General features: G+C 63.1%; 23 protein-coding genes. 14 read left to right on the top strand and 9 right to left on the bottom strand.

Features of this window, described 5'->3' with window-relative positions; all coding sequences use genetic code 11:
- Positions 1-8: 8 nt before the first annotated feature.
- The 8 genes from AC0NIE_RS29685 to AC0NIE_RS29650 all read left to right on the top strand — a co-directional run bounded on the left by AC0NIE_RS29685 (position 9) and on the right by AC0NIE_RS29650 (position 6059).
- Complete coding sequence (locus AC0NIE_RS29685; RefSeq protein WP_473487680.1) at positions 9-788, top strand: hypothetical protein; 780 nt, start codon at positions 9-11, stop codon at positions 786-788.
- On the top strand, positions 788-1675 hold the full coding sequence (locus tag AC0NIE_RS29680; protein ID WP_473487694.1) for an SDR family NAD(P)-dependent oxidoreductase: 888 nt from the start codon (positions 788-790) through the stop codon (positions 1673-1675). The genes AC0NIE_RS29685 and AC0NIE_RS29680 overlap by 1 nt, the downstream gene beginning before the upstream one ends.
- Before the next feature lie 259 nt (positions 1676-1934).
- Positions 1935-3119, top strand: coding sequence for a cell wall hydrolase (locus tag AC0NIE_RS29675; protein ID WP_473487679.1), 1185 nt, complete (start codon positions 1935-1937; stop codon positions 3117-3119).
- Between the two features lie 242 nt (positions 3120-3361).
- Positions 3362-3760, top strand: a complete 399-nt coding sequence (locus tag AC0NIE_RS29670) for an AtpZ/AtpI family protein (protein WP_023799399.1) — start codon at positions 3362-3364, stop codon at positions 3758-3760.
- Between the two features lie 70 nt (positions 3761-3830).
- Positions 3831-4589 carry a F0F1 ATP synthase subunit A gene (locus AC0NIE_RS29665; RefSeq protein ID WP_077381387.1) on the top strand — a complete coding sequence of 253 codons (759 nt, stop codon included), beginning with the start codon at positions 3831-3833 and terminating at the stop codon, positions 4587-4589.
- A gap of 83 nt (positions 4590-4672) precedes the next feature.
- On the top strand, positions 4673-4897 hold the full coding sequence (locus AC0NIE_RS29660) for a F0F1 ATP synthase subunit C (protein WP_023799397.1): 225 nt from the start codon (positions 4673-4675) through the stop codon (positions 4895-4897).
- Between the two features lie 60 nt (positions 4898-4957).
- Positions 4958-5557 carry a F0F1 ATP synthase subunit B gene (locus AC0NIE_RS29655; RefSeq protein WP_473487678.1) on the top strand — a complete coding sequence of 200 codons (600 nt, stop codon included), beginning with the start codon at positions 4958-4960 and terminating at the stop codon, positions 5555-5557.
- Positions 5558-5567: 10 nt separating this feature from the next.
- Entirely contained in the window at positions 5568-6059 is a 492-nt protein-coding gene (locus tag AC0NIE_RS29650) for a F0F1 ATP synthase subunit B (protein WP_473487677.1), read from the top strand.
- A gap of 264 nt (positions 6060-6323) precedes the next feature.
- Here the strand turns inward: AC0NIE_RS29650 and AC0NIE_RS29645 are convergent, their stop codons facing one another.
- On the bottom strand, positions 6324-7019 hold the full coding sequence (locus AC0NIE_RS29645; protein WP_473487676.1) for a ribonuclease HII: 696 nt from the start codon (positions 7017-7019) through the stop codon (positions 6324-6326).
- 155 nt (positions 7020-7174) lie between these two features.
- Positions 7175-8329 (bottom strand): PA0069 family radical SAM protein, encoded by a 1155-nt coding sequence (locus AC0NIE_RS29640; protein WP_473487675.1) that lies wholly within the window; start codon positions 8327-8329, stop codon positions 7175-7177.
- A gap of 151 nt (positions 8330-8480) precedes the next feature.
- Here AC0NIE_RS29640 and AC0NIE_RS29635 point away from each other — a divergent pair, with 151 nt between their 5' ends.
- The 4 genes from AC0NIE_RS29635 to AC0NIE_RS29620 all read left to right on the top strand — a co-directional run bounded on the left by AC0NIE_RS29635 (position 8481) and on the right by AC0NIE_RS29620 (position 12309).
- Entirely contained in the window at positions 8481-9008 is a 528-nt protein-coding gene (locus AC0NIE_RS29635) for a glycosyltransferase (protein WP_473487674.1), read from the top strand.
- Between the two features lie 166 nt (positions 9009-9174).
- Complete coding sequence (locus tag AC0NIE_RS29630; protein ID WP_473487672.1) at positions 9175-10110, top strand: cyclase family protein; 936 nt, start codon at positions 9175-9177, stop codon at positions 10108-10110.
- Positions 10111-10249: 139 nt separating this feature from the next.
- Positions 10250-11077, top strand: coding sequence for an MBL fold metallo-hydrolase (locus tag AC0NIE_RS29625; protein WP_473487671.1), 828 nt, complete (start codon positions 10250-10252; stop codon positions 11075-11077).
- A 257-nt stretch (positions 11078-11334) separates the two neighbouring features.
- A complete protein-coding gene (locus AC0NIE_RS29620; protein WP_473487670.1) occupies positions 11335-12309 on the top strand; it encodes a phytanoyl-CoA dioxygenase family protein in 975 nt (324 codons plus the stop codon).
- 34 nt (positions 12310-12343) lie between these two features.
- Here AC0NIE_RS29620 and moaB read toward each other — a convergent pair whose 3' ends face one another.
- From moaB to AC0NIE_RS29590, 6 genes are all read right to left on the bottom strand, one after another.
- Positions 12344-12901 (bottom strand): molybdenum cofactor biosynthesis protein B, encoded by a 558-nt coding sequence (gene moaB, locus AC0NIE_RS29615; RefSeq protein ID WP_258119209.1) that lies wholly within the window; start codon positions 12899-12901, stop codon positions 12344-12346.
- Complete coding sequence (locus tag AC0NIE_RS29610; protein ID WP_473487693.1) at positions 12888-13790, bottom strand: 4-(cytidine 5'-diphospho)-2-C-methyl-D-erythritol kinase; 903 nt, start codon at positions 13788-13790, stop codon at positions 12888-12890. Before AC0NIE_RS29610 ends, moaB begins: the two co-directional genes overlap by 14 nt.
- 25 nt (positions 13791-13815) lie before the next feature.
- On the bottom strand, positions 13816-14001 hold the full coding sequence (locus tag AC0NIE_RS29605; RefSeq protein WP_077381693.1) for a hypothetical protein: 186 nt from the start codon (positions 13999-14001) through the stop codon (positions 13816-13818).
- Between the two features lie 81 nt (positions 14002-14082).
- Positions 14083-14949 carry a S49 family peptidase gene (locus tag AC0NIE_RS29600; RefSeq protein WP_473487669.1) on the bottom strand — a complete coding sequence of 289 codons (867 nt, stop codon included), beginning with the start codon at positions 14947-14949 and terminating at the stop codon, positions 14083-14085.
- An 83-nt stretch (positions 14950-15032) separates the two neighbouring features.
- Positions 15033-15833, bottom strand: a complete 801-nt coding sequence (locus AC0NIE_RS29595; protein ID WP_473487668.1) for a tRNA1(Val) (adenine(37)-N6)-methyltransferase — start codon at positions 15831-15833, stop codon at positions 15033-15035.
- On the bottom strand, positions 15833-16057 hold the full coding sequence (locus tag AC0NIE_RS29590; RefSeq protein ID WP_023799382.1) for a putative signal transducing protein: 225 nt from the start codon (positions 16055-16057) through the stop codon (positions 15833-15835). Before AC0NIE_RS29590 ends, AC0NIE_RS29595 begins: the two co-directional genes overlap by 1 nt.
- A 162-nt stretch (positions 16058-16219) precedes the next feature.
- On the opposite strand from AC0NIE_RS29590, the gene AC0NIE_RS29585 reads away from it, so the two are divergent.
- On the top strand, positions 16220-17236 hold the full coding sequence (locus tag AC0NIE_RS29585; protein ID WP_473487667.1) for a polyprenyl synthetase family protein: 1017 nt from the start codon (positions 16220-16222) through the stop codon (positions 17234-17236).
- A 149-nt stretch (positions 17237-17385) separates the two neighbouring features.
- Here AC0NIE_RS29585 and AC0NIE_RS29580 read toward each other — a convergent pair whose 3' ends face one another.
- Positions 17386-18534 (bottom strand): helix-turn-helix transcriptional regulator, encoded by a 1149-nt coding sequence (locus tag AC0NIE_RS29580; RefSeq protein WP_473487666.1) that lies wholly within the window; start codon positions 18532-18534, stop codon positions 17386-17388.
- A 298-nt stretch (positions 18535-18832) separates the two neighbouring features.
- On the opposite strand from AC0NIE_RS29580, the gene AC0NIE_RS29575 reads away from it, so the two are divergent.
- Positions 18833-20608, top strand: a complete 1776-nt coding sequence (locus AC0NIE_RS29575) for a tetratricopeptide repeat protein (RefSeq protein WP_473487692.1) — start codon at positions 18833-18835, stop codon at positions 20606-20608.
- Positions 20609-20633 lie beyond the last annotated feature (25 nt).

The raw sequence follows: 20633 nt of genomic DNA, 5'->3' as shown, positions 1-20633 counted from the left end.
GTCGTTTGATGCGAGGCCGAGCCCTCAAGCTTTCGGCGCCCCGGCGCCTTGTTGGCGATCTGATGAGGTTTTCGATCGGCGTGCCACGCGTCGCGGTGCAGCGTCAGATGAACCTCGGCCCACTCGTAAGGGCTAGAATGGCGCAGCAGACCAGGCCCTCGTGGACTGCGATCTTCCTGAAAGGATATGCGCTTCTCGCCCTGGAGATGCCGGAGCTGCGGCGCGCCTATGTCAAGTTGCCCTGGCCGCAGCTTTACGAGTATCCGGCAAGCGTAGCCTCGATTGCCCACGAGCGCGAATATGACGGCGAGCCGGCCGTTCTGCTGAGCTGCATCAAGTGCCCGGAGCGCTACTCCATCACGGAACTTGAGGGGTCCATCCACGCGGCTCGATCACGGCCGATCCTGGAGGTCCCGGAGTTCCGGCGTGCCTTGCGGATGGCAGGTGCGCCTGCGCCAGTCAGGTGGCTGCTTATGTGGCTAGGGTTGAACATCGGCCGGCAAAGGGCAAATTACTTCGGTACCTTCCAACTGTCCGTCTATTCTGGTCTCGGTGCGGAATCACTCAACCCGCTGACACCACTGACCACGCTTCTAAACTACGGTCCGATCGAAAAAGACGGATCGGTGAATGTCCGCATCCACTACGATCACCGGGTCATGGATGGAGCGAACGTCGCACGAGCACTGGAGCGATTCGAAAAGATCCTGAACGGCACCGTCGCCAATGAAGTGGTGCTGCTCAGGCAAGGTGCTTCCGCTCCTGCAAGACGGAGTAACGCGACGTGATTTCGCACTATGAATTCCGGCCAGCCGTCGTCGTGATTGGCGGCTCGGGTGGAATTGGCCGGGCGATTGCGGGCGTCGCTGCACGGGAGCGCGGTGCGGTTGTGCTGGTTGCCCGCTCGCCCGAGGGTTTGGCCGCCGCGGCGTCTGAGGTTCGGGAGGCGGGCGGCGAGGCATTCACGCTCGAGCTGGATCTCGTGGCAGGCGATGCGCCAACGCGCCTGGAGGGCTTTCTGTCCGCACACGGCCTGGTCTGTGATGTCCTGGTCAACAGCGCCGGCTATGGCCTGCGGGGCGCGGCGACGGCGCTGCCCATTGATGGTCAACTCGGTATCATCGATCTCAACATACATTCCCTCACGGAACTGACCCTCCATTTTCTGCCGGGCATGGTGGCGCGCCGACGGGGCGGGGTGCTCAATCTCAGTTCCGTGGCCGGGTTCCTTCCTGGGCCTTATATGGCTCTGTACTTCGCTAGCAAAGGTTTCGTGCGCGTCTTCTCAGAGGCGCTTCACCAGGAATTGCGCCGAACCGGTGTGACGGTCACATGCGTGGCGCCAGGCCCGGTGTCGACGGAGTTTCTCGCAAGGTCAGGCGCCAATCAGACGGTGCTCTTCAACATCTTGCCCAAGGTGGGTCCGGAGTATGTGGCCGAACGGGCGTGGCGAGGGTTCAAATCCGGTCGTCGCCTCGTCGTGCCGGGAATCTCGGCCAAGTTGGCTGCCCTTGCGGCATCGCTCCTGCCTTCCGCAGCGCTGCTGCCCCTGGTCGGCCGGCTGCAACGCGGCGGCAATGATCAATGTCCTTGCGGTTCAGGTATGAAGTTCAAGAAATGCTGCGGTACCCGCCAGATCCAGCTGCGCCGGGGCCCTCGGGGAATTATCCCCTGACCGACCAGCACGCCACCGAAAAACCTCATTGAAGCAAGAGACCGCTCGCCGATGGCGGGCCGTAAAGCATGTTCGTGGCATAGAGGAGAATCCCTCCATCTCTGAACAGCGCTCTGCGGAGCGGTCATTGGGACCGTTGGAGCCGTTTCCAACAAAGCCTTTGAAATGATTGGCGCTGTCGAACTCCGTTAACGCCCCATCAAGGTTAATGCATCATCGTGCCTCTCCAGTGGGGTCCGTTGCGTTTCTGGAGAGTTCCGTGCATCGACGTGTTTTGAAGCGGCTTGTCGCTTTCGCCGGTGAGAAAAGACGTTCCTTTCTGTCTCCTCTGGTCGTTGGAATTGGCATCTGGGTCGGCTTTCCCAATGCCATTGCCTACCAGGACATGACGAGCCTGGTTTCCGGCCTCAAGGCGCCGAATGCCCGCTGGAACGCCTATGTCGAGAAATCCGTCGCCGGCTCGGTCCATGCCGCCGAAATGCCTTTCCTCGATTCCGACACCACCGGTTCGATCTCGGGTTCCGGCGTCCGGTTGCCCGGCATCGGCGCCGTGTCGTTTCGCGGCAAGGGCAGCGTGGCCAGCACGACGCCCGACGAGGACCGCATCATGCGCGCCGACAAGAAGGGCCGCATCATCATCGTCTCGCCGGTCGCGCCGCCGAAGAACTTCAATGCCGGCTCGGTGTTTGAGCGCTCCTCCTCGCTGCTTCGCCCGAGCATGGACAGTGGCCTGAAAATGGCTTTCGCCAAGCCCGAGATCAAAGGCAAGGAGATCCAGATTGCCGCCGCGTTTCATAGGCGCGTCGACAAGAAGCCGGATCCCGGCGTGCCGGCCATGCTGGCCGCACTGGTCAACAACGATCGCCCCGACGTCCTGGCGACGGCCTACGCAGCGGCCGCGCCCGACTATGCCCAGGCTTCGCCCTTCGAGGCCTTGCTTCAGGACGAGAAGCCGAATGATGGCCGCTTCATTCCGCCGGTGGCCAAGGGCGATCATTCGTGGATGCAAACTCCGCTGCCGGCGAGCGTATTCTCCAAAGCGGAACAGACTTGCCTCGCCAACGGCATCTATTTCGAGGCGCGGGGTGAAACGGTGCGCGGCCAGGCCGCCGTCGCCCAGGTCATCCTCAATCGCGTTCGCAATCCGGCCTATCCGAACTCAATCTGCGGCGTCGTCTATCAGAACGACAAATGGTTCAACCGTTGCCAGTTTTCCTTCGCTTGCGACGGCAGGAAGAAGCGCATCCAGAGTCCCGCCCACTACAAGACCGCGCAGGACATCGCCATGGCGGTCACTGCCGGCAAGATCTTCATCCCGGAAGTCGGATCGTCGACCCATTACTACGCCAACTACGTCAACCCGGGTTGGGCGCGGACGATGAAAAAAATGACCAGGATCGGCCTGCACATCTTCTATCGCACCTATGGCGGCGGCTGGAGCTGAGCGCTCCGGCAAGGCCCCGGGCGCGGCCGATCGAAGACCCGTCGCCGCAGGGATTCGGCCGCGGCACGCCAGCGGCGGTAGCGGGCACGATGTCGCACCCTGGCAAGCCATTGATATGAATGGAGAAAATACTTAAGGCGGAAGTCCCGCCCGTGGCTTGACGGGCGCGGACCCTCTAACTATGTTGCCGGCGACTTAAGAGCGGACGGACGGTGACGATCTGAACGGGCAAGGGGGTTGCGATGGCCGACAAGAATGGGCCAGACGGAACCGGAGAAACCGGCCGCGGCAAACAGCGTCAAGCCGACATCCGTGACGACGATCTTGAGCGCCGCCGGCGCGACCTTGAAGCATCGCTTGCGACAAGGCGGCCGGACCGGCTCGAGGGGAAAGACGACGCGAAAGCGGGCAGTGCGGCCGGATATGGCCAGGCGCTCAAGCTATCCAGCGAGTTCATCGCCGGGATAGTGGTTGGTGCTGGTCTTGGCTGGATCATCGACCGTGTGGCGGGGACATCGCCATGGGGTCTGATCGTTTTTTTGCTGCTCGGTTTTGGCGCCGGCGTGCTCAATGTCCTGCGCTCCGCGGGACTTATGGCGGAATTCGGACAGGGCGACAAAGCCCGCGATCCGAAAGAATGACTTGAGGCGCCGCTTGCCGGCGCAGTGAACAGGACACTAAAGCCGCGCGCGGCTTTGATGGGGATTTAAAGTGGCTGCTGACAAGGTCGATCCGATCCACCAGTTCCATATCAACAAGCTGATTCCGATCGAGATCGGCGGCTACGACCTGTCGTTCACCAACTCTGCACTCTTCATGGTCGCGACCGTCGCCGTTGCCTCGGCGTTTCTCTATCTCAGCACCTCGAGCCGCAGCCTCGTTCCTAGCCGTCTTCAGTCGGTCTCGGAAATGGCCTACGAATTCGTCGGCAACATGCTGAGGGACGCAGCCGGAACCCAAGGCATGAAGTTCTTTCCCTTGGTATTTTCGCTGTTCATGTTCGTGCTCGTTGCCAATCTGCTCGGTCTTTTTCCATATTTCTTCACCGTCACAAGCCATATCATCGTCACCTTCGGCCTTGCCGCGCTGGTGATCGGAACCGTCGTCGTCTACGGCTTCATGAAGCATGGCCTTGGTTTCCTGAAACTGTTCGTGCCGCATGGCGTGCCGGTTTACCTGCTGCCGCTGGTGGTGCTGATCGAGGTGATTTCCTTCGTTTCGCGCCCGGTCAGCCTCTCGGTTCGTCTGTTCGCCAACATGCTGGCCGGCCACATCACGCTGAAGGTGTTCTCGGGCTTCGTGGTGAGCTTGAGCGCGCTTGGCACGCTCGGCATTGCCGGATCGGTCCTGCCGCTGGCGATGGCTGTGGCGCTGACGGCGCTGGAACTGCTGGTCGCCTTCCTGCAGGCCTACGTCTTTGCCGTGCTGACCTGCATGTATCTGAACGACGCCCTGCATCCCGGGCACTGACCCAGGTTGACCCAAGAGTTTCCGGCCTTGCTGCCGGGATAGAAAATCGCAACGGAATTTTTAGATCCAAAGGAGTTGAACACATGGAAGCAGAAGCAGCAAAGTTCATCGGCGCCGGCATCGCATGCCTCGGCATGGGTGGCGCCGGTATTGGCCTTGGCAACATCTTCGGCAGCTATCTGGCGGGCGCATTGCGTAATCCGTCGGCCGCGGATGGCCAGTTCGGCCGCCTGATCTTCGGCTTCGCCGTGACTGAAGCGCTGGGCATCTTCTCCCTGCTCATCGCGCTTCTGGCCCTGTTCGGCTAACATTGGGAATTGGACGGGCCGGCCGCAATCAGCGGCAGGCCTGACATCAGGGGATAGTCCATGTTCGTGACATCTGCCTTTGCGCAAGAGTCCGCGCCCGCTGTCGAAGGCGGCCATACCGGCACGGAAGGCGATACGCATTCCGGCACCGGTGTGCCTGCCGAGGCGCACGGCGTGTTCCCGCCATTCGATCCGGCGACATTCCCGTCGCAGCTTGTGTGGCTGGCGATCACCTTCGGGCTGTTCTACCTGTTCCTGAAGAAGGTGGTGATGCCGCGTGTTGGCGGCATCATCGATGTCCGCAACGACCGCATCACCCAGGATCTCGATCATGCCGCCAGGCTGAAGGGCGAGGCCGATGCCGCCGTTGCCGCCTATGAGCAGGAACTGGCGGAGGCCAAGATCAAGGCCAATGCGATCGGCCAGCAGGCCAACGATGCCGCCAAGGCGGAAGCCGAGGCCGCCCGCAAGAAGGTCGAGGCTGCGCTCGACCAGAAGCTTGGCGAAGCCGAGGCTCGCATTTCGTCCATCAAGGCCAATGCCATGAAGGAAGTCGGCACGATCGCCGAGGACACTGCTTCGGCAATCGTCGAGGCGCTTGTCGGCGGCAAGGCCAACAAGGCCGAGATCGCGGCAGCCGTCAAATCCGTGGCCCGGTGAGGAGCGCATTATGGACGCCACATCACTCGCGACGCTTTGGGCCACTGTTGCCCTCGTCATTTTTCTGGCCATTGCCGTCTACGTCAAGGTGCCTAAGCTGATCGCCAAGGCGCTTGACGCCCGCGCCGACAAGATCAGCAACGAGCTTGAAGAAGCGCGCCGGCTGCGCGAGGAGGCCCAGCAATTGCTCGGCCAATACCAGCGCAAGCGCAAGGAAGCCGAGCAGGAGGCCGCCGCCATCGTCGCCGCCGCCAGGCGCGAGGCCGACATGCTGGCTGCCGAGGCGCACAAGAAGACCGAGGATTATGTCGCCCGGCGCACCGCACTTGCCGAACAGAAGATCGGTCAGGCCGAGCGCGAGGCGATCAGCGAGGTGCGCGCCAGCGCCGTCGATATCGCCGTCGAAGCCGCACGCACGCTGCTCGCCGGCAAGATTGACGCAAAGGCGGGCGCCGACCTGTTCAAGGCCTCGCTTCAGGATGTGAAGTCCAAGCTGAATTAAGCGACTTCATCAGGAAGTCATCGAAGCCGCCCGGGAAACCTGGCGGCTTTTTTTGTTAGGCGAAAGCGCCTGAGCGGTAATCTCCCCCCTTGAGGGGGAGATGTCGCCGAAGGCGACAGAGGGGGTCGCCTCGGCTGGCGCGACGCGATATCGGATAATACGTCGAATGAGAGAGGAGGTTGGCGCTTCACGCGCGGCTACCCCCTCTGGCCTGCCGGCCATCTCCCCCTCAAGGGGGGAGAAAGCGCGACGATGGACCATCGCTTAATCCAGACCCGAAAAACTCTCTTCGTCCTGCACCTCGGTTCCGCCAAGCCGGAACGGTGCGAAGGACGCGCGGTGCAGCCGCGCCACCGGTCCATGCACCTCGATCGCGGCACGGTGGCGGACCGTGGCGTAGCCCATATGGAGTTCGAAACCGTAATGCGCGTGATGGCCGCCGCAGCCGCACATCATGCGGTCGCGCATCACCTTGGCGACGATCGACGCGGCGGCGATCGACTGCGAGCGCTGGTCGCCCTTGATCAGCGCTCTGCCTTCGCATGGCAGTCCGGGCGGCACGTCGCGTCCGTCGACCAGGGCCAGCTTTGGCTGCACCGAGAGCCCGACCAAAGCGCGACGCATCGCCTCGAGGCTTGCCCTGAGAATATTGCTGCCATCGATGCCTTCCGCGCCGACCGAAGCCATCGACACGCCAAGAGCGGAGCCGAGGATTTTCAGGAACAGCGCCTCGCGCTGCAGATGGCTGAGGCGCTTGGAATCGTCGAGGCCGTCGGGAATGTTGGCGGGATCGAGCACCACCGCTGCCGCCACGACCGGCCCGGCGAGCGGGCCACGGCCTGCCTCGTCCATTCCCGCCACCGGCCATAGGCCTTCGGCCATCGCCTTCGCCTCGAAGGAGAAATCGGGTCTCTCAACGATTTCGAAGAGAAGCGGAGAATCAGAACGCGCGCGAGCCATGTTGCGGCGAGGTTCGCATCGGCTCCGATTCTCCGCAAGCCCCTCCGGGTCGGGTGAGGCACCGGACCCGGAGGGCACCGTCTGCAAGCCCGGGGACAAGGACAGGCCGGACGGGATTTTTCATGTGCCGCCGGCAGCGGCGGCACACGATGTCTTCACAGCAGCATCAGTTGCTCGGTTGCCTTGGCCGCCGCAACGAACTGGTCGGTCCTGAGCGACCGCCGCTCGGCGTTAAGGCCAAGCCGTTTGGCGGCGATCTCGAAGCGCCGGCCGATCTGCCAGGCATAGGGGCCGGCGCCTTTCATGCGCTTGCCCCAATCCGAATCGTAATCCTTGCCGTCACGCATCGAGCGGATCAGTGACATGACGTGACGGTAGCGGTCCGGATAATGGCGCAGCAGCCAATCCTTGAAGATCGGCGCGACCTCCAGCGGCAGGCGCAGCACGACATAGCCGGCCTCGCGCGCTCCTGCTGCACGTGCCGAATCGAGAATGCGTTCCATCTCCTGATCGGTCAGGCCGGGGATGATCGGAGCGACCATGACTGAGGCCGGAATGCCGGCGTCCGAAAGCTGCCTGATCGCCTCCAGTCGCTTGGTCGGCGTCGACGCGCGTGGCTCCATCGTTCTGGCCAGCATCCGGTCGAGCGTCGTCACCGACAGCGCCACCTTGGCCAGACCGCGTTCGGCCATGCGCGACAGAATGTCGATGTCGCGCGTCACCAGCGCGGATTTGGTGACGATGCCGACCGGATGGCCGCGCGCCTCCAGCACTTCGAGGATCTCGCGCATGATCCGGTACTGCTTCTCGATCGGCTGATAGGGATCGGTGTTGGTGCCGATGGCGATGATGCGCGGCTGGTAGCCGTCCTTCGACAGTTCCTTGTCGAGTAGCCGCGCCGCATCCGGCTTGGCGAACAGCCTCGATTCGAAATCCAGCCCCGGCGACAGGCCCATGAAGCTGTGCGTCGGCCGCGCGAAGCAATAGACGCAGCCATGCTCACAGCCGCGATAGGGGTTGATCGAGCGGTCGAAGGAAATGTCGGGCGATTCGTTACGGGTGATGATGGTGCGCGGCTTTTCGACCCGCACCTCGGTCTTGAAGGGCGGCAGCTCCTCGAGCGAGTTCCAGCCATCATCGAACACATGCCGGCTGACCGGTTCGAACCGGCCGGACGGGTTGATGCCGGCGGACCGGCCGCGATTGCGGTCCGGACGGATTCGGACGCCACTCTGCTCGAGCATTGCATTGGCCATCTCGGCCCTTCCAGCCCCGAAGGCGGCAATGTCGGCACGTACGATCTGTTCCATTTTTGCCCTCTGCCAGGGACTGTCGGCTGGCTGTCGAATCGCTCTGTTCATGAAAATAATCCTATTTTATCCAACAGAACAAATCAAGAACATTTTTGCGATGCGACGCAAAAACTGGCACTGCGCCCCGCATTCCGCTATTCGGCTAACGATGCTTAGCGTTCTCATCCAGACCCTGAATGACGAAGAGAGACTTGCCCGCACGCTTGCCTCGCTGATCGGCGGCGCGGTCGAGGGCGTGGTGCGCGATGTCATCGTCTGCGACACCGGCTCGACCGACCAGACGCACCGCGTTGCCGAACATGCCGGCTGCCTTTATGTGGCGAGCGGCGGCATTGCTGCCGGCATCAGGCAGGCCAAGGGCGACTGGCTGCTGCTGCTGGAGCCGGGGGCGCGGTTGGCGGAAGGCTGGATCGACGAGGTCGTCGCCCACACGGCCCGGCAAACCATGCCGGCGCGGTTTTCGCGGGCGCGCGGCAGTCGCGTGCCGTTCCTGTCGCGGGTGTTTTCGGGAAACCGGGCACTGGCCGAAGGGCTGGTGATCAGCAAGCGTCAGGCCGCGGCCTTATCGAAAAACGCCCGCAGCGCCGAAGCCATCGCGCGCGGCCTTGCGACCAAGAGGCTCGACGCCGAGATCTGGGTGGCGCCGGCGAAGCGACGGTCGTCACTCTCCCCATAGCGGGCGAGGGAACGTCGCGTCCTTCGCTAGGATGAGGCGGCGCGCAAGCCGTGGGCGGAAAGCGGCATGATGGAATCCGCATTGGCGCGACTCCTGGGAGGAATGCATATGCTTGTCGTCCTGCGGGAAACTCGCGATACTCGGTGACATTTCGGGGAGATCGCAGATGAATGTATCCAAATTCGTTCGTATCGCCATGCTTGGAGCCGCTTGGTCAGTGCCGGCGATCGCCTTGGCGCAGGAATCGTCCCTTTGGTCGATTTATGAGAACACGCTCAAATCGGCCAAGTACATCGATCTGACCCACGCCTTCGAGCCGGTGCAGCCTGTTTGGCCGGGCTTCGCCAATGCCAAGTTCAAACCGGCTGTCGCCGGTCGGGATATCGAGGGCTACGTCAAGGCCGGCGAAGAGTTCACCTACGACAAGCATGGGTTCGTTGCGACCGCCTACGAGTTGACGACGGACCAATATGGCACGCAGCTCGATCCACCCTCCCATTGGAATCCACTCGGTGCAACGATCAGCGACCTGCCGGCCACTTATGCGGTGCGGCCGCTCGTCGTGATCGACATCAGCGGCAAGGTGCAGACTGACGAAGGCTATCACCTCCAGGTCGCCGACATCGAAGAGTGGGAAAAGGAGCACGGCCGCGTACCGGAGGGTTCGGTCGTCTTCGTGCGTTCGGATTGGTACAAGAAATGGTCCGATGCCGCCCGCTTCAACCAGAAGCCGTTTCCAGGCGTCAGTTTGGACGCGCTGAAGTTCCTGCATCTGGAGCGGAAGATTCTGTTTCATGGTCATGAGCCGCTCGACACCGACACCACGCCCAATCTCGAAGGCGAACATTGGCTGCTTCACAACGATTTCACCCAGGCAGAAGGCGTTGCAAACCTCGACAAAGTGCCGGAGGCCGGGGCGTTGGTTACAATCGGCTTTGCCAAGCCGCTCGGCGGGTCGGGCGGATATGCGCGTTACATCGCTATTGCACCCGCCGATTGGACAGAGGGCGTTTCGGTCACCGAAGCGCCTGGTGCCCCGCTTTTCCGGCAAAAGGCGCCGCTCAAGCGCGACGAGAACGGCGTCTTCCGTCCGACGCCCTGATCGCTGGCGGTATCAACCGGGCGCCGGGCAGACGTTCAGCTCCTCCGGCGCTCGCGAAAACGTGACTGTCCCGACGATAGCCATCATAGTTGCTGGCGCTATCGTGGCATGAGCGCCAGTCCTGCCACGGGAGGCAGTCATGCTCCGCCTATCTGCCGCCGTTCTGCTAATACTGGCTTTCTGGCCGCTCGCCGCTTCGGCCCAGGCAGAGCCGCCGCCGTCGAGATGCGTTGCGATCGCCGAAGCGCTGCCGTCGGCCACCTATGCCAGCTTCACAGCGCCAAAGGCGCAGACGCCTCCGCTGGCCGAGGCTTTCGTCGACGGCGACGTTACGATCACCTATGCCGGCCATTCGACCTACATCATCGAGACGCCCGCCGGCGTCAGGATCGCCACCGACTTTTCCGGCGTTTACGGCGCTGACCCGCTGCCGCGCGTGGTGACCATGAACAAGGCGCACCGCACCCATTATTCGGACCATCCGGATCCCGCCATTGAGTATGTGCTGCGCGGCTGGAATCCGGACGGCGGTCCGGCGCGGCACGCCCTTGTCGTGGACGATGTCTACATCCGCAACGTGCCGACGGATATCCGCAATGGCGGCGACCTCGGCAAGGACGGCAATTCCATCTTCATTTTCGAAGTGGCGGGGCTCTGCATCGGCCATCTCGGCCATCTGCACCACCGGCTGGAAGACGCGCATTACGGCGCCATCGGCCGGCTCGACATCCTTATGGTGCCTATCGACGGCGGCATGACGCTGTCGCTCGACCGGATGACCGAAATCACCGCGCGGCTCTATTCCTCGATGATCCTGCCGATGCATCGCCATGCGACTCCGATCAGCGAATTCACAGGTAGGATGGGCGACGATTTCGCAGTGGAATTCCTGTCCGGCCAGTCGCTGACGGTTTCGCTGAAGACCCTGCCAGACCGGCCGACGATCGTCATTCTCGACGGGGTTTGAATCGCTTCGTCGCGATCTTCTCCACGTGCGCAACCTCTTCGTTCCACCTCGCTCGAAACACTCGCTGTCGCGAAATCAACGAGCCTTAATGCTCCGTCAAGCTTGCCGGAAAGTTTGCGACAGCTCCTTTCATTGTGCATTGCACAAAATCTAACCGGGGCTTACCATTCCTTTGATGCGGGCGGATGGGTTTGGGTAACGCCTGAGCGGTGAGCGGCCGACGCTTCGTCGACGCGCCCTTATAGCTGAGGATCCTGATGACCCTTTCAAGTCCTGACCAATCCGGTGCTGCAAGCCTCGAGTCGATCGCCCGAAACGGCAGCCTGCTGCGCCGCATTGCGGTGCGGATTCCGACCTATCTGTCGGACCTTCGCGAAAATCCGGCATGGCTGCCGATGTTTATGCTGGCGCGCACCATGCCGGCGCGGCGGTTGCATTGGCGTGGCGCAAAACCGGTTCGACCCACACAAAAAGACCAGGAGACGATGTTCGCTGGCGTCGATCGTGACGCGGTGGTCGGCGCGCTCCGCTCGGACGGCCTCTTTTCCGGGCTTGCCCTGCCGTCGTCGATCCACGAGGAAATCGCCAGCTTTGCGCAGCGCACGCCTTGCTTCGGCAATTTCGACCGTCGCCTGGAGTTCCTGCCGGCCGAACATGCCGAGGCCGAGAAGCACTTCGGCCGTCCCTTGCTCAGCGGCCATTTTTTCGAGCGGGTTCTCGACTGCAACGCTGCGCTTACGGTACAGCGCGACCCGCTGCTTCTCGACATCGCAGCCCATTATCTCGGCAGCCAGGCGAAGCTGATCACCACGCGCGTCTGGTGGAGCTTTCCGACGAGCTCCGTCTCCGACGCCGAGAAGAACCTGGCGTCGCTTGGCAAATACCACTTCGATCTCGACGATTGGCGGATGCTGAAATTCTTCTTCTATCTCAATCCGGTCGATGCCGAGACCGGTCCGCATGTCTATGTTCGCGGCAGCCATAATCGCCGCATCCTCAAGCATCAGATGACGCTTCTTGTCGGCCACCCCGCGGAAGAGGTTCTGAGTGTCTACGGCGCGCAGAGCCCGATTATGCTGACCGGCGAGGCAGGTTTGGGCTTTGTCGAGGATCCCTTCGGCTTCCACATGGGCACCGTGCCGACGCGCAAACCGCGGCTGATGATGGAAGTCGGCTTCGGCGTTTCGCCGCCCTCGCGTCGGCGGTTCCACGGCGAGCCGGTTATTCGCTGATTTTTGGCCCGAAACAGCCTTTTGGGAACCTGGCCTAACTTGTCTTGGTGCCGCCGCGCCGCAGATGCTCGTCCAGGCGCGGCATGATCTCGACGAAGTTGCAGGGCATGTGCCGGTAGTCGAGCTGCGGCTTCAGAATGCCGTCCCAGGCGTCCTTGCAGGCGCCGGGCGAACCCGGCAGCACGAAAACGAAGGTCGCGTTGACGACGCCGCCGGTCGCCCGGCTCTGGATCGTCGAAGTGCCGATCTTGTCATAGGAAATGCGGTGGAACACTTCGGAAAAGCCGTCCATGCGCTTTTCGAAGATCGGCTCCAGCGCCTCCGGCGTCACATCGCGGCCGGTAAAGCCGGTGCCGCCGGTGGTGATGACGACATCGATCGCGTCGTCCCTCGACCAGCCCAGAACCTTGTCTCGGATTTTTTCGCGGTCGTCGGTGACGATGTCGCGGGCGGCCAGGATATGGCCGGCCTCCACGATGCGGTCGGCCAGCGTTTCGCCGGATTTATCGTCGGCGAGGCTGCGCGTATCGGAAACGGCCAGCACCGCGATGCGCACGGGAATGAAGGAGCGGCTCTCGTCAATCCTGGCCATGCGTGTCAGCCTCCGATGTCATGCTTCGCGTCGCGGCGACGAACCAGTCGGGATGGCGGCTGCGGATATCGACGGCCGCGCGCTTGGCGACATTGCCGGTCTCGAACAGCCCGAAGCAGGTTGCGCCGGAACCGGACATCCGGGCGAACCCCGCTCCGGACTTGTTGAGCACCGACAGCGCCTTGCCGACGGCGGGTTGGATCGCCCGCGCCGCGGGCTCGAGATCGTTGCGGGTGATCTCCAGCCAATTGCGGATGCTGTGGAAGTCGAGGTCGCGCGGCAGCGGCGGCAGTCCCTCATTGTCGCGATCAGAAAGCGCATTGAACACCTCGGCCGTGGAGATGGCAGTGCCGGGATTGACGAGAACCAGCCCGATCGCGGGAAAGCCCGGCACGGCTGACAGTTCGTCACCGACGCCGCGCGCGATCAGCGGCTTTGCCATAAGGCACATGGGAACGTCGGCGCCCAGCGAGAGGCCGACTCGCGCCAGGTCGGCATCGCCGAGGTCCAGCCTCCATATCTCAACCAGCCCGCGCAGCGCCGTTGCGGCGTCGCTCGACCCGCCGCCGACGCCGGATGCGACCGGCAGGTTTTTTTCGAGCCTGATGGCGACCGGCGGTGTGTGCCGCTGACCGGCCTGCTCTCGCAGCGCGTCGCGCGCTTTAACGACCAGATTGCTGTCGTCGAGCGGGACTGCGGAGGCATATCGGCCCGAGACGGAAAACCCGTCGCTGTCGGCAAGCTCGATGTCAACCCGGTCGCCGAAGCGCGTGAACACCGCCAGGCTCTCGATCGTGTGATAGCCGTCGGCGCGCCTGCCGGTGACGTGCAGCGCGAGATTTAATTTGGCATGCGCATGCAATGCCCGGACCCCATTGCCGGAAGCCACTGTCTCAGTCACGAGGGGGATGATGTCAGTCCTTGGCCAGGCGGTATTCGCCGGTCTTCGGGTCTCTGACCAGCGTGCCCATTGTGCCGTTGGTAGCCTGCTTTTCGGTGCGCCGTATCTTGGCCGTCACGCGCTCGGCTTCCCTGACGAAGGAGCGATAGCCGAAATAGGCGAGCAGGCCGACTGCGATAAAGAAAATGATCTGTGGCATGTCAAACTCCTCCCTCGCAAGGCCGACTGCGGCGCCGGTCGGGCCGGTCAAGCTTTTAAGTTAAACGCTTTCGCCGGTTTTTCAAAGCCCGAAGCGCGCCCATAGCGCGCGCTCTTCCGCCGCATCGATCACGCCGCTTGCGGCAGCAGCGGCGATCTCGGGCGCCGAAAAGCCGCCTCTGCTTGAGCCGAACCAGCCGAAGCGGCCGAACAGGCCGCGCGGCGCCGTGATCAGCTTGAGCTGGGTTTTTGGCCCGAAACGGGCCCTCAGCACGCTGCGCATATCGCCAAGCGCATCGACAAGGCCGAGCTCCAGTCCCTTCTTGCCGGTCCAGAACAGGCCGGTGAACAGGTCCGGGTCGTCCTTGAGCTTGGCCCCGCGCCGGTCCTTGACGAGGTCGATGAAGGTCTCGTGGACCTCGAGCTGCAGCGCCTTCAGCCGCTCGATATCTTCCTTCTTCTCTGGCTTGAACGGATCGAGCACCGCCTTGTTCTGGCCGGCCGTGTGGACGCGGCGCTCGACGCCGATCTTCTTCAACAGCTCGGGAAAGCCGAACGAGGCCGACACCACGCCGATCGAGCCGACGATAGACGACGGATCGGCAACGATCTCGTCGCCGGCGACCGCGATCATGTAGCCGCCCGACGCCGCCACGTCCTCGACGAAGACCAGTACCTTTTTGTTCTTCTCGGTCGCCAGGTCGCGGATGCGTCTGAAGATCAGCCGCGACTGCACCGGCGAGCCGCCCGGCGAATTGATCGAGATGGCGACCACGGGCGCATCGAAGGAAAACGCCTTCTCGATAGGGCCGGCAGTGGATGCGAGCGACAGGCTGGGCCGGAACTGGCCGCCGCCGGGCATGATCGTGCCGTGCAGCCGGATGACGGGAATGACGACGATGTCGGAACGCCAGGATTTCGGCAGCAGGCGGTTCAGGAAGCGTTTCACGGGTCTCCGCTCGATTGGCTTGAAGGCATGTAGGGATTCGCCGGCCAACGGCAATGCCGCGCCGCCGGCCGGTAGAAAAAGGCTCAGTCGCCGAACAGCGAAGCCAGCCCGTTGTTGATCATCTCGGTCCGCTCGGTTGGGCCGTCGCCCGATTGTGCATGCAGCATCAGCGGCGGGCGGATCGACAGTTTTCCGCGTGCGCCGAGTATTGCCCTGACGACAATGCGGATCGCCGCTGCCTCGGGGCGAGGGTGGACGGCCAGCATCTCGGCGTCGCCGAAGCGGCCTGATATCGCATCGAGGATGGCGCCGAGCTGATCGGGCCTGGCAATCACGGCAAGACCGCCGCGCGGCCTGACCACAGCAGCCGCGCTTCGGATCCAGCTGTCGAACAGCCCGTCCTCCATCACATGCGCCGCCTTCCTGAGCGGGTCGGGCGTGGCGCGATCCTCGGCCGCGTTGAAGGGCGGGTTCATGATGACGAAATCAAAGGAATTGTCGGCAAGCCCAGTGGCGGTTCGCGCCCGGCCCGACAGCGCGACGTCGGCGGCGAGCACCGAGGCGCGGTCGTTGAGATGCGCATTGCCGGGGTGGGCAAGCGTCGTTGCGGCGAAGGCCGCCATTTCCGGAGACCGTTCGATGAGCACGGCCTCGGCATCAGGACAGCGCGACAGCACGGCCAGGCCTGCGGCGCCAGCACCGGCGCCGAAATCGGCAAGGCGCCCGGCGAAGGAGGACGGCACGGCAGCCGCCAGCATCATGGCGTCCATGCCGGCGCGATGGCCTGCCTGTTTAGGCTGCACCAGCCAGAACCGCCCGCGATGGAAAGCATCGACGGTATGGGCCGGCGTGTCCTGGACAAGGGTGGCGCGCGCCGCGGACATTACTTCTGGCGCATCTCGTTGGCGATGCCGGCATCCGTCAGGATGCGCCGCGCCGCATCGGCCTGGTCGGCTTCGACCATGATGCGCCTGGGCAAGATGCCGATCGAACCGTCGAGCACGCTCATGTTCTGGTCGGCGACGAAACAGCCGATGCCGGCATCGCGCATCAGCGATTCGACAAAGGAGATGATCACGGCGTCGTTGGTGCGGATAAGCTCTATCATAGGAAGAAACTCGCAGGTTGCAGCGTCTATGTAAACGTGGGTGGCTTCCGTCGCCACCTCGACCGCGCCAAATCGCCTCTTGCCGTGCCTGTGGGTAGCGCCCTAGAGTTTGCGGCGGTATCGGGGTGCCGTCGTGCGCGTGACATAAGACGGGAGTTTGTCGTGGGTGTCGTTCTCAACATCGAAAACGGGAAGCGGGAAGCCGCCTCCATTAAGGATCTCATCGACCTGACTTCGGCCGATATGGGGCGTGTCAACAAATTGATCCTGTCGAAGGCCGGTTCCGACGTCGAGATGATCCCGGAGATTGCCAACCACCTGATCTCTTCGGGTGGCAAACGGCTGAGGCCGATGCTGACGCTCGCCTCAGCGCAGATGTTCGGCTATTCCGGCGACGGCCATGTCAAGCTCGCCACATCAGTCGAGTTCATGCACACCGCCACGCTCCTCCACGACGATGTCGTCGACGAGAGCGGCATGCGGCGCGGCAAGAAGACCGCCCGCATGATCTGGGGCAACCAGGCGAGCGTGCTGGTCGGCGATTTCCTGCTCGGCCAGGCTTTCCGCATGATGGTCGATGTCGGTTCGCTGGAAGCGCTCGACATCCTGTCCAGCGCCGCCTCGATCATTGCCGAGGGCGAGGTGATGCAGCTCGCCGCCGCCAAGAACCTCGAAACCACAGAGGATGAGCATTTCGCGGTGATCAAGGCCAAGACCGCGGCCCTGTTCTCGGCCGCCGCCGAGGTCGGTCCGGTTATCGCCCAGGCGACGCGAAACGATCGCGCGGCGCTGCGCTCCTATGGCATGAATCTCGGCCTTGCCTTCCAGCTGATCGACGATGCGCTGGATTATGGCGGCACCAGCAAGGATCTGGGCAAGAATGTCGGCGACGACTTCCGCGAAGGCAAGGTGACGCTGCCGGTGATCCTCGCCTACCGGCGCGGCACCAAGGCCGAGCGCATCTTCTGGAAGCGCGCCATTGAGGACAATGTCACCGACGACGCCGGGCTGGAAAAGGCGATCGGATTGATGACCCGTCACGGCGCGATCGCCGACACGATCGGGCGCGCCGGCCATTTCGGCGAGATCGCCCGCGACGCGCTGGCGCCGCTCGAAGCGACACCGCAGAAATCGGCGCTGATCGACGTCATCGATTTCTGCATCAGCCGGGTGAACTGAAAGACATCGCCGGCGGCCGGCACCGCGCCGGCCCGCGATTTTGGTCTTCCCGGAATTGCGGCGGTGAAATCATGCACGTTCCGCAGCAGCATGGTTAGCAAGTAGGGCAGGGCTCTGTGACGGTCAGCGCGCCCGGCAAACTGTCGAGGTCATGAAAATGACCACGCGCTCTTCAGCAGCGCCACGAGCTCGCTCTGACGGCTGGTTTCGGTTTTCCGAAAAATTCGCTCGAGATAGGTGCAGGCCGATTTGACGGCGATGCCGATTTCCATGGCCGCCTCCTGCACCGAAAGGCCCGAGGCAAGCTCGACGGCGAGCCGGGCTTCTGCCGGCGTCAGGTCGAACAGGCCTGAAAGGATACTGGGCGATGGAACAGTCGCGCCGATGCCGACCACGGTTGCGGCAACGAGAATGTCCGCGCCCGAAAAAATATCATGCGCGGCGCGGCGCAGCGGCAACAGGTGAACGACCAGCGCGGACCGCCCCTTGATGGCAGCGACGGGGATGGACCGCACGACGCGGTTATCCCGGTTCTGCGCGATCGCCTGCTGGAACAGCGCGTTTGCAGTTTGATCGGCAATCGCGATGCCGCCATGGGCTGTGGGAAGGAAGACGTCGGCCATGTCTTCGAAAAGCGGATTGGCCGTCAGCACACGGCCCGATCCACTCATGCCCGATCCATTCATGATTGCGGCCGGCAGCCCGATTTCCCGGAGAATGGATACGGCGGTCCTGGCCCGTTCCAGGCCCAGGCGCCCGGCGACAAGGCTCGCCCGTGCGAGGTGCGGACGCAGTCCGTTCAACAGTCCGATTGCGGCCTGGTCATAACTCCCGTCCTTCAGCCAGCGCTGGAAGACAAAAAGGACAAGCTCGCGGCCAGGCATGGGGATGGCTGTGCACAGATGCGGCCCGATGCCAAACGCGGTGGCACTTTTGCGAACGGGATCGCACTCGATCTCCTCGCAGATGATGAAATTATCGACCCACACAAAGGTTGCCGGCTGCGCGGCGCACATGCGCTTCACTCTCTCGGAGAACCGCCAAGTATCCCCCTTCATGAACGCGTCGAGCAAGGGCTGGACATGCGTTTCGGTGATGGCGCGGACCGGCGAATGATCGCTGACTACAAAGATCGCGCCGTTTGCCGAGCGGGAGATCGCGCTTGCCGCCGCCAATACCTCCGGCCACAGCTCGGCCGCGAACGCCGCTTCGTAGATTCGATCGACAATGGCGAAGGCCTGCTGGTCCTGCGGCATTTCCAGCATCGGCATCTTCCTGGGCGAAGCAACGGCATCCATCTGCACAGTTCCACGCATCATTCCGCTGCGTAAACTTTCGCCGCCCGCCGCTTACGGATCGCTTACGGCATCGCGGCGCCGGTGCTGCAGCAGGACAGGCCGGCGGCGCGTCAGGCCGGCAAAGCGCGGTCGACGGTCGCAGTTGGGCGCATTTTCGCGTGGTTTTTGATAGCATGACCCGATTGTGAATTCGGGCCGGGTTGAAGCGTGACCCCAAAAAGGCCATGCTTTACCTGGAAAAGATCGAGTCTACGGCGATCCCGCTGACGCGGGCATGGCTTTGACTGAAAGGGATACGATGCGGCAAGGATGTGCGCGCTGGCTGACAGGGCTGGCAGTTGTGACGGGCATGGCGATCTCCGGTCTGCCCGCCTATGCCAAAGAGACCACCGAGCCGGTCAATATCACGTCGTTCTCGGGGGCCTATCTTGCCGCGCGGGTCGCCGAAGGCGACAATGATCTCGACAGCGCCATCGCCTACTACAAGCAGGCGCTCGCCTTCGCTCCCGGTGATACCTCGTTGCAGCAAAGCCTGATGCTGTCGCTGATCGCGCAAGGGCGCTTCGAAGAATCCCTGGTCTATGCAGACAAGCTCAAGACGGTTCCCGACGTCGAGCGGTTCTCGCGCCTGGCGCTGGCCGTCGGCTCCTTTCACAAGAAGGACTTTTCCAAGGCCGAATACTGGCTCAAGCTTTCGCTCGAATCCGATCTCGACCGGCTGATCTCCGGCGTCATGACCGGCTGGGCCAAGCAGGGCGCCGGCGACCCCGGCGAGGCCATGGCCTCGATCGACAGACTGCAGGGCCCGGACTGGTTCGGCCTCTTCAAATCCTTCCATCGCGCGCTTATCGCCGATGCCTCGGGCCTGCCCGAAAAGGCGGATGCGATTTACGCCGCGACCTTGCAGGACACCGCGACCGGCGCCGCCGCGCCCGAAACCTGGATGCGCAATGCGCAGGCCTATGCCTCCTTCCTTGCCCGCAAGGGCGACAACGACAAGGCGCTGTCCGTGCTCGATCAGGCCGAGGCATTTGCCCCCGGCAAGGTCGAGATATCAGCGCTTCGCGACAAGATCACCAAGGGCGAGAAGGTCGAACCCTTCGTTGTAGGCCCGTCCGACGGCGCCTCGGAAATTCTGCTCGATCTCGCCACCGCGCTCAATCGCGGTGGCGGCGAGCCGTTCGTTCGCCTCTATCTGCAATATGCCCTGGCACTGCGGGCCGACAGCGACGCGGCCCTTGTCCAACTCGCCGCCGTTTCCGAGCAGTTGAAGGACGGCGAGGGCGCCATCGCCTTCTATCGCCGCATCCCGGCCAGTTCGCCACTGAAGGCGCTTTCGGAACTGCAGCTCGGCCTCAACCTTGCCGATCTCGACCGCTATGACGAGGCCATCGCCCATCTGAAGGCCCTCGTCCAAGCGCATCCCGACGACATGCGTGCCTATCAGGCGCTCGGTGGCGTCTATGCCTCAAAGGAGGATTTCCGCTCCGCGGCTGGTCTCTATGACAATGCGGTAGCGATGCTGAAGTCCCCGACCCGCGCTGACTGGAATATTTTCTACCAGCGCGGCATCGCCTATGAGCGACTGAAGGAGTGGCCCAAGGCCGAGCCGAATTTTCGCAAGGCGCTGGAATTGTTCCCCGACCAGCCGCAGGTTCTGAACTATCTCGGCTATTCCTGGGTGGACATGAACGTCAACCTCGAGGAAGGCCTTCAGATGATCCAGAAGGCCGTCGACCTCAGGCCGAGCGACGGCTACATCGTCGATTCGCTGGGCTGGGCCTATTTCCGCATGGGCAGGTTTGAAGACGCTGTGCGCGAAATGGAGCGCGCCGTGTCGCTGAAGCCGGAAGATCCGGTGCTGAACGATCACCTCGGCGATGCCTATTGGCGCGTCGGCCGCAGGCTGGAAGCCACCTTCCAGTGGAACCAGGCCCGCGACCTGAAGCCGGATCCCGACGTGCTCGCCGCCTTGCAGCAGAAACTGCTAAAGGGCCTGCCGCCGATCGAATCCAACACAGCGCAGGAAACCCCGAAGGTCAAGCCCGAGCCGGCGCCCGCGCCGAAGGGCTGAATACTTCTGAATTCGATTATGCGGG

Source organism: Mesorhizobium sp. WSM4842, assembly GCF_055901575.1.
The sequence above is the reverse complement of the archived record's forward strand: the minus strand, read 5'-3'. Positions and strand labels throughout refer to the sequence as shown.

What these genes read in the sequence shown, in the direction of transcription:
- AC0NIE_RS29625 (WP_473487671.1), top strand. Translation starts at nt 10,250, where the DNA reads ATGCTCCGCCTATCTGCCGCCGTTCTGCTAATACTGGCTTTCTGGCCG.
- AC0NIE_RS29635 (WP_473487674.1), top strand. Translation starts at nt 8,481, where the DNA reads ATGCTTAGCGTTCTCATCCAGACCCTGAATGACGAAGAGAGACTTGCC.
- AC0NIE_RS29655 (WP_473487678.1), top strand. Translation starts at nt 4,958, where the DNA reads ATGTTCGTGACATCTGCCTTTGCGCAAGAGTCCGCGCCCGCTGTCGAA.
- AC0NIE_RS29590 (WP_023799382.1), bottom strand. Translation starts at nt 16,057, where the DNA reads ATGATAGAGCTTATCCGCACCAACGACGCCGTGATCATCTCCTTTGTC.
- AC0NIE_RS29685 (WP_473487680.1), top strand. Translation starts at nt 9, where the DNA reads ATGCGAGGCCGAGCCCTCAAGCTTTCGGCGCCCCGGCGCCTTGTTGGC.
- AC0NIE_RS29575 (WP_473487692.1), top strand. Translation starts at nt 18,833, where the DNA reads ATGCGGCAAGGATGTGCGCGCTGGCTGACAGGGCTGGCAGTTGTGACG.
- AC0NIE_RS29650 (WP_473487677.1), top strand. Translation starts at nt 5,568, where the DNA reads ATGGACGCCACATCACTCGCGACGCTTTGGGCCACTGTTGCCCTCGTC.
- AC0NIE_RS29640 (WP_473487675.1), bottom strand. Translation starts at nt 8,329, where the DNA reads ATGGAACAGATCGTACGTGCCGACATTGCCGCCTTCGGGGCTGGAAGG.
- AC0NIE_RS29645 (WP_473487676.1), bottom strand. Translation starts at nt 7,019, where the DNA reads ATGGCTCGCGCGCGTTCTGATTCTCCGCTTCTCTTCGAAATCGTTGAG.
- AC0NIE_RS29630 (WP_473487672.1), top strand. Translation starts at nt 9,175, where the DNA reads ATGAATGTATCCAAATTCGTTCGTATCGCCATGCTTGGAGCCGCTTGG.
- AC0NIE_RS29620 (WP_473487670.1), top strand. Translation starts at nt 11,335, where the DNA reads ATGACCCTTTCAAGTCCTGACCAATCCGGTGCTGCAAGCCTCGAGTCG.
- AC0NIE_RS29605 (WP_077381693.1), bottom strand. Translation starts at nt 14,001, where the DNA reads ATGCCACAGATCATTTTCTTTATCGCAGTCGGCCTGCTCGCCTATTTC.
- AC0NIE_RS29660 (WP_023799397.1), top strand. Translation starts at nt 4,673, where the DNA reads ATGGAAGCAGAAGCAGCAAAGTTCATCGGCGCCGGCATCGCATGCCTC.
- moaB (WP_258119209.1), bottom strand. Translation starts at nt 12,901, where the DNA reads ATGGCCAGGATTGACGAGAGCCGCTCCTTCATTCCCGTGCGCATCGCG.
- AC0NIE_RS29580 (WP_473487666.1), bottom strand. Translation starts at nt 18,534, where the DNA reads ATGGATGCCGTTGCTTCGCCCAGGAAGATGCCGATGCTGGAAATGCCG.
- AC0NIE_RS29595 (WP_473487668.1), bottom strand. Translation starts at nt 15,833, where the DNA reads ATGTCCGCGGCGCGCGCCACCCTTGTCCAGGACACGCCGGCCCATACC.
- AC0NIE_RS29670 (WP_023799399.1), top strand. Translation starts at nt 3,362, where the DNA reads ATGGCCGACAAGAATGGGCCAGACGGAACCGGAGAAACCGGCCGCGGC.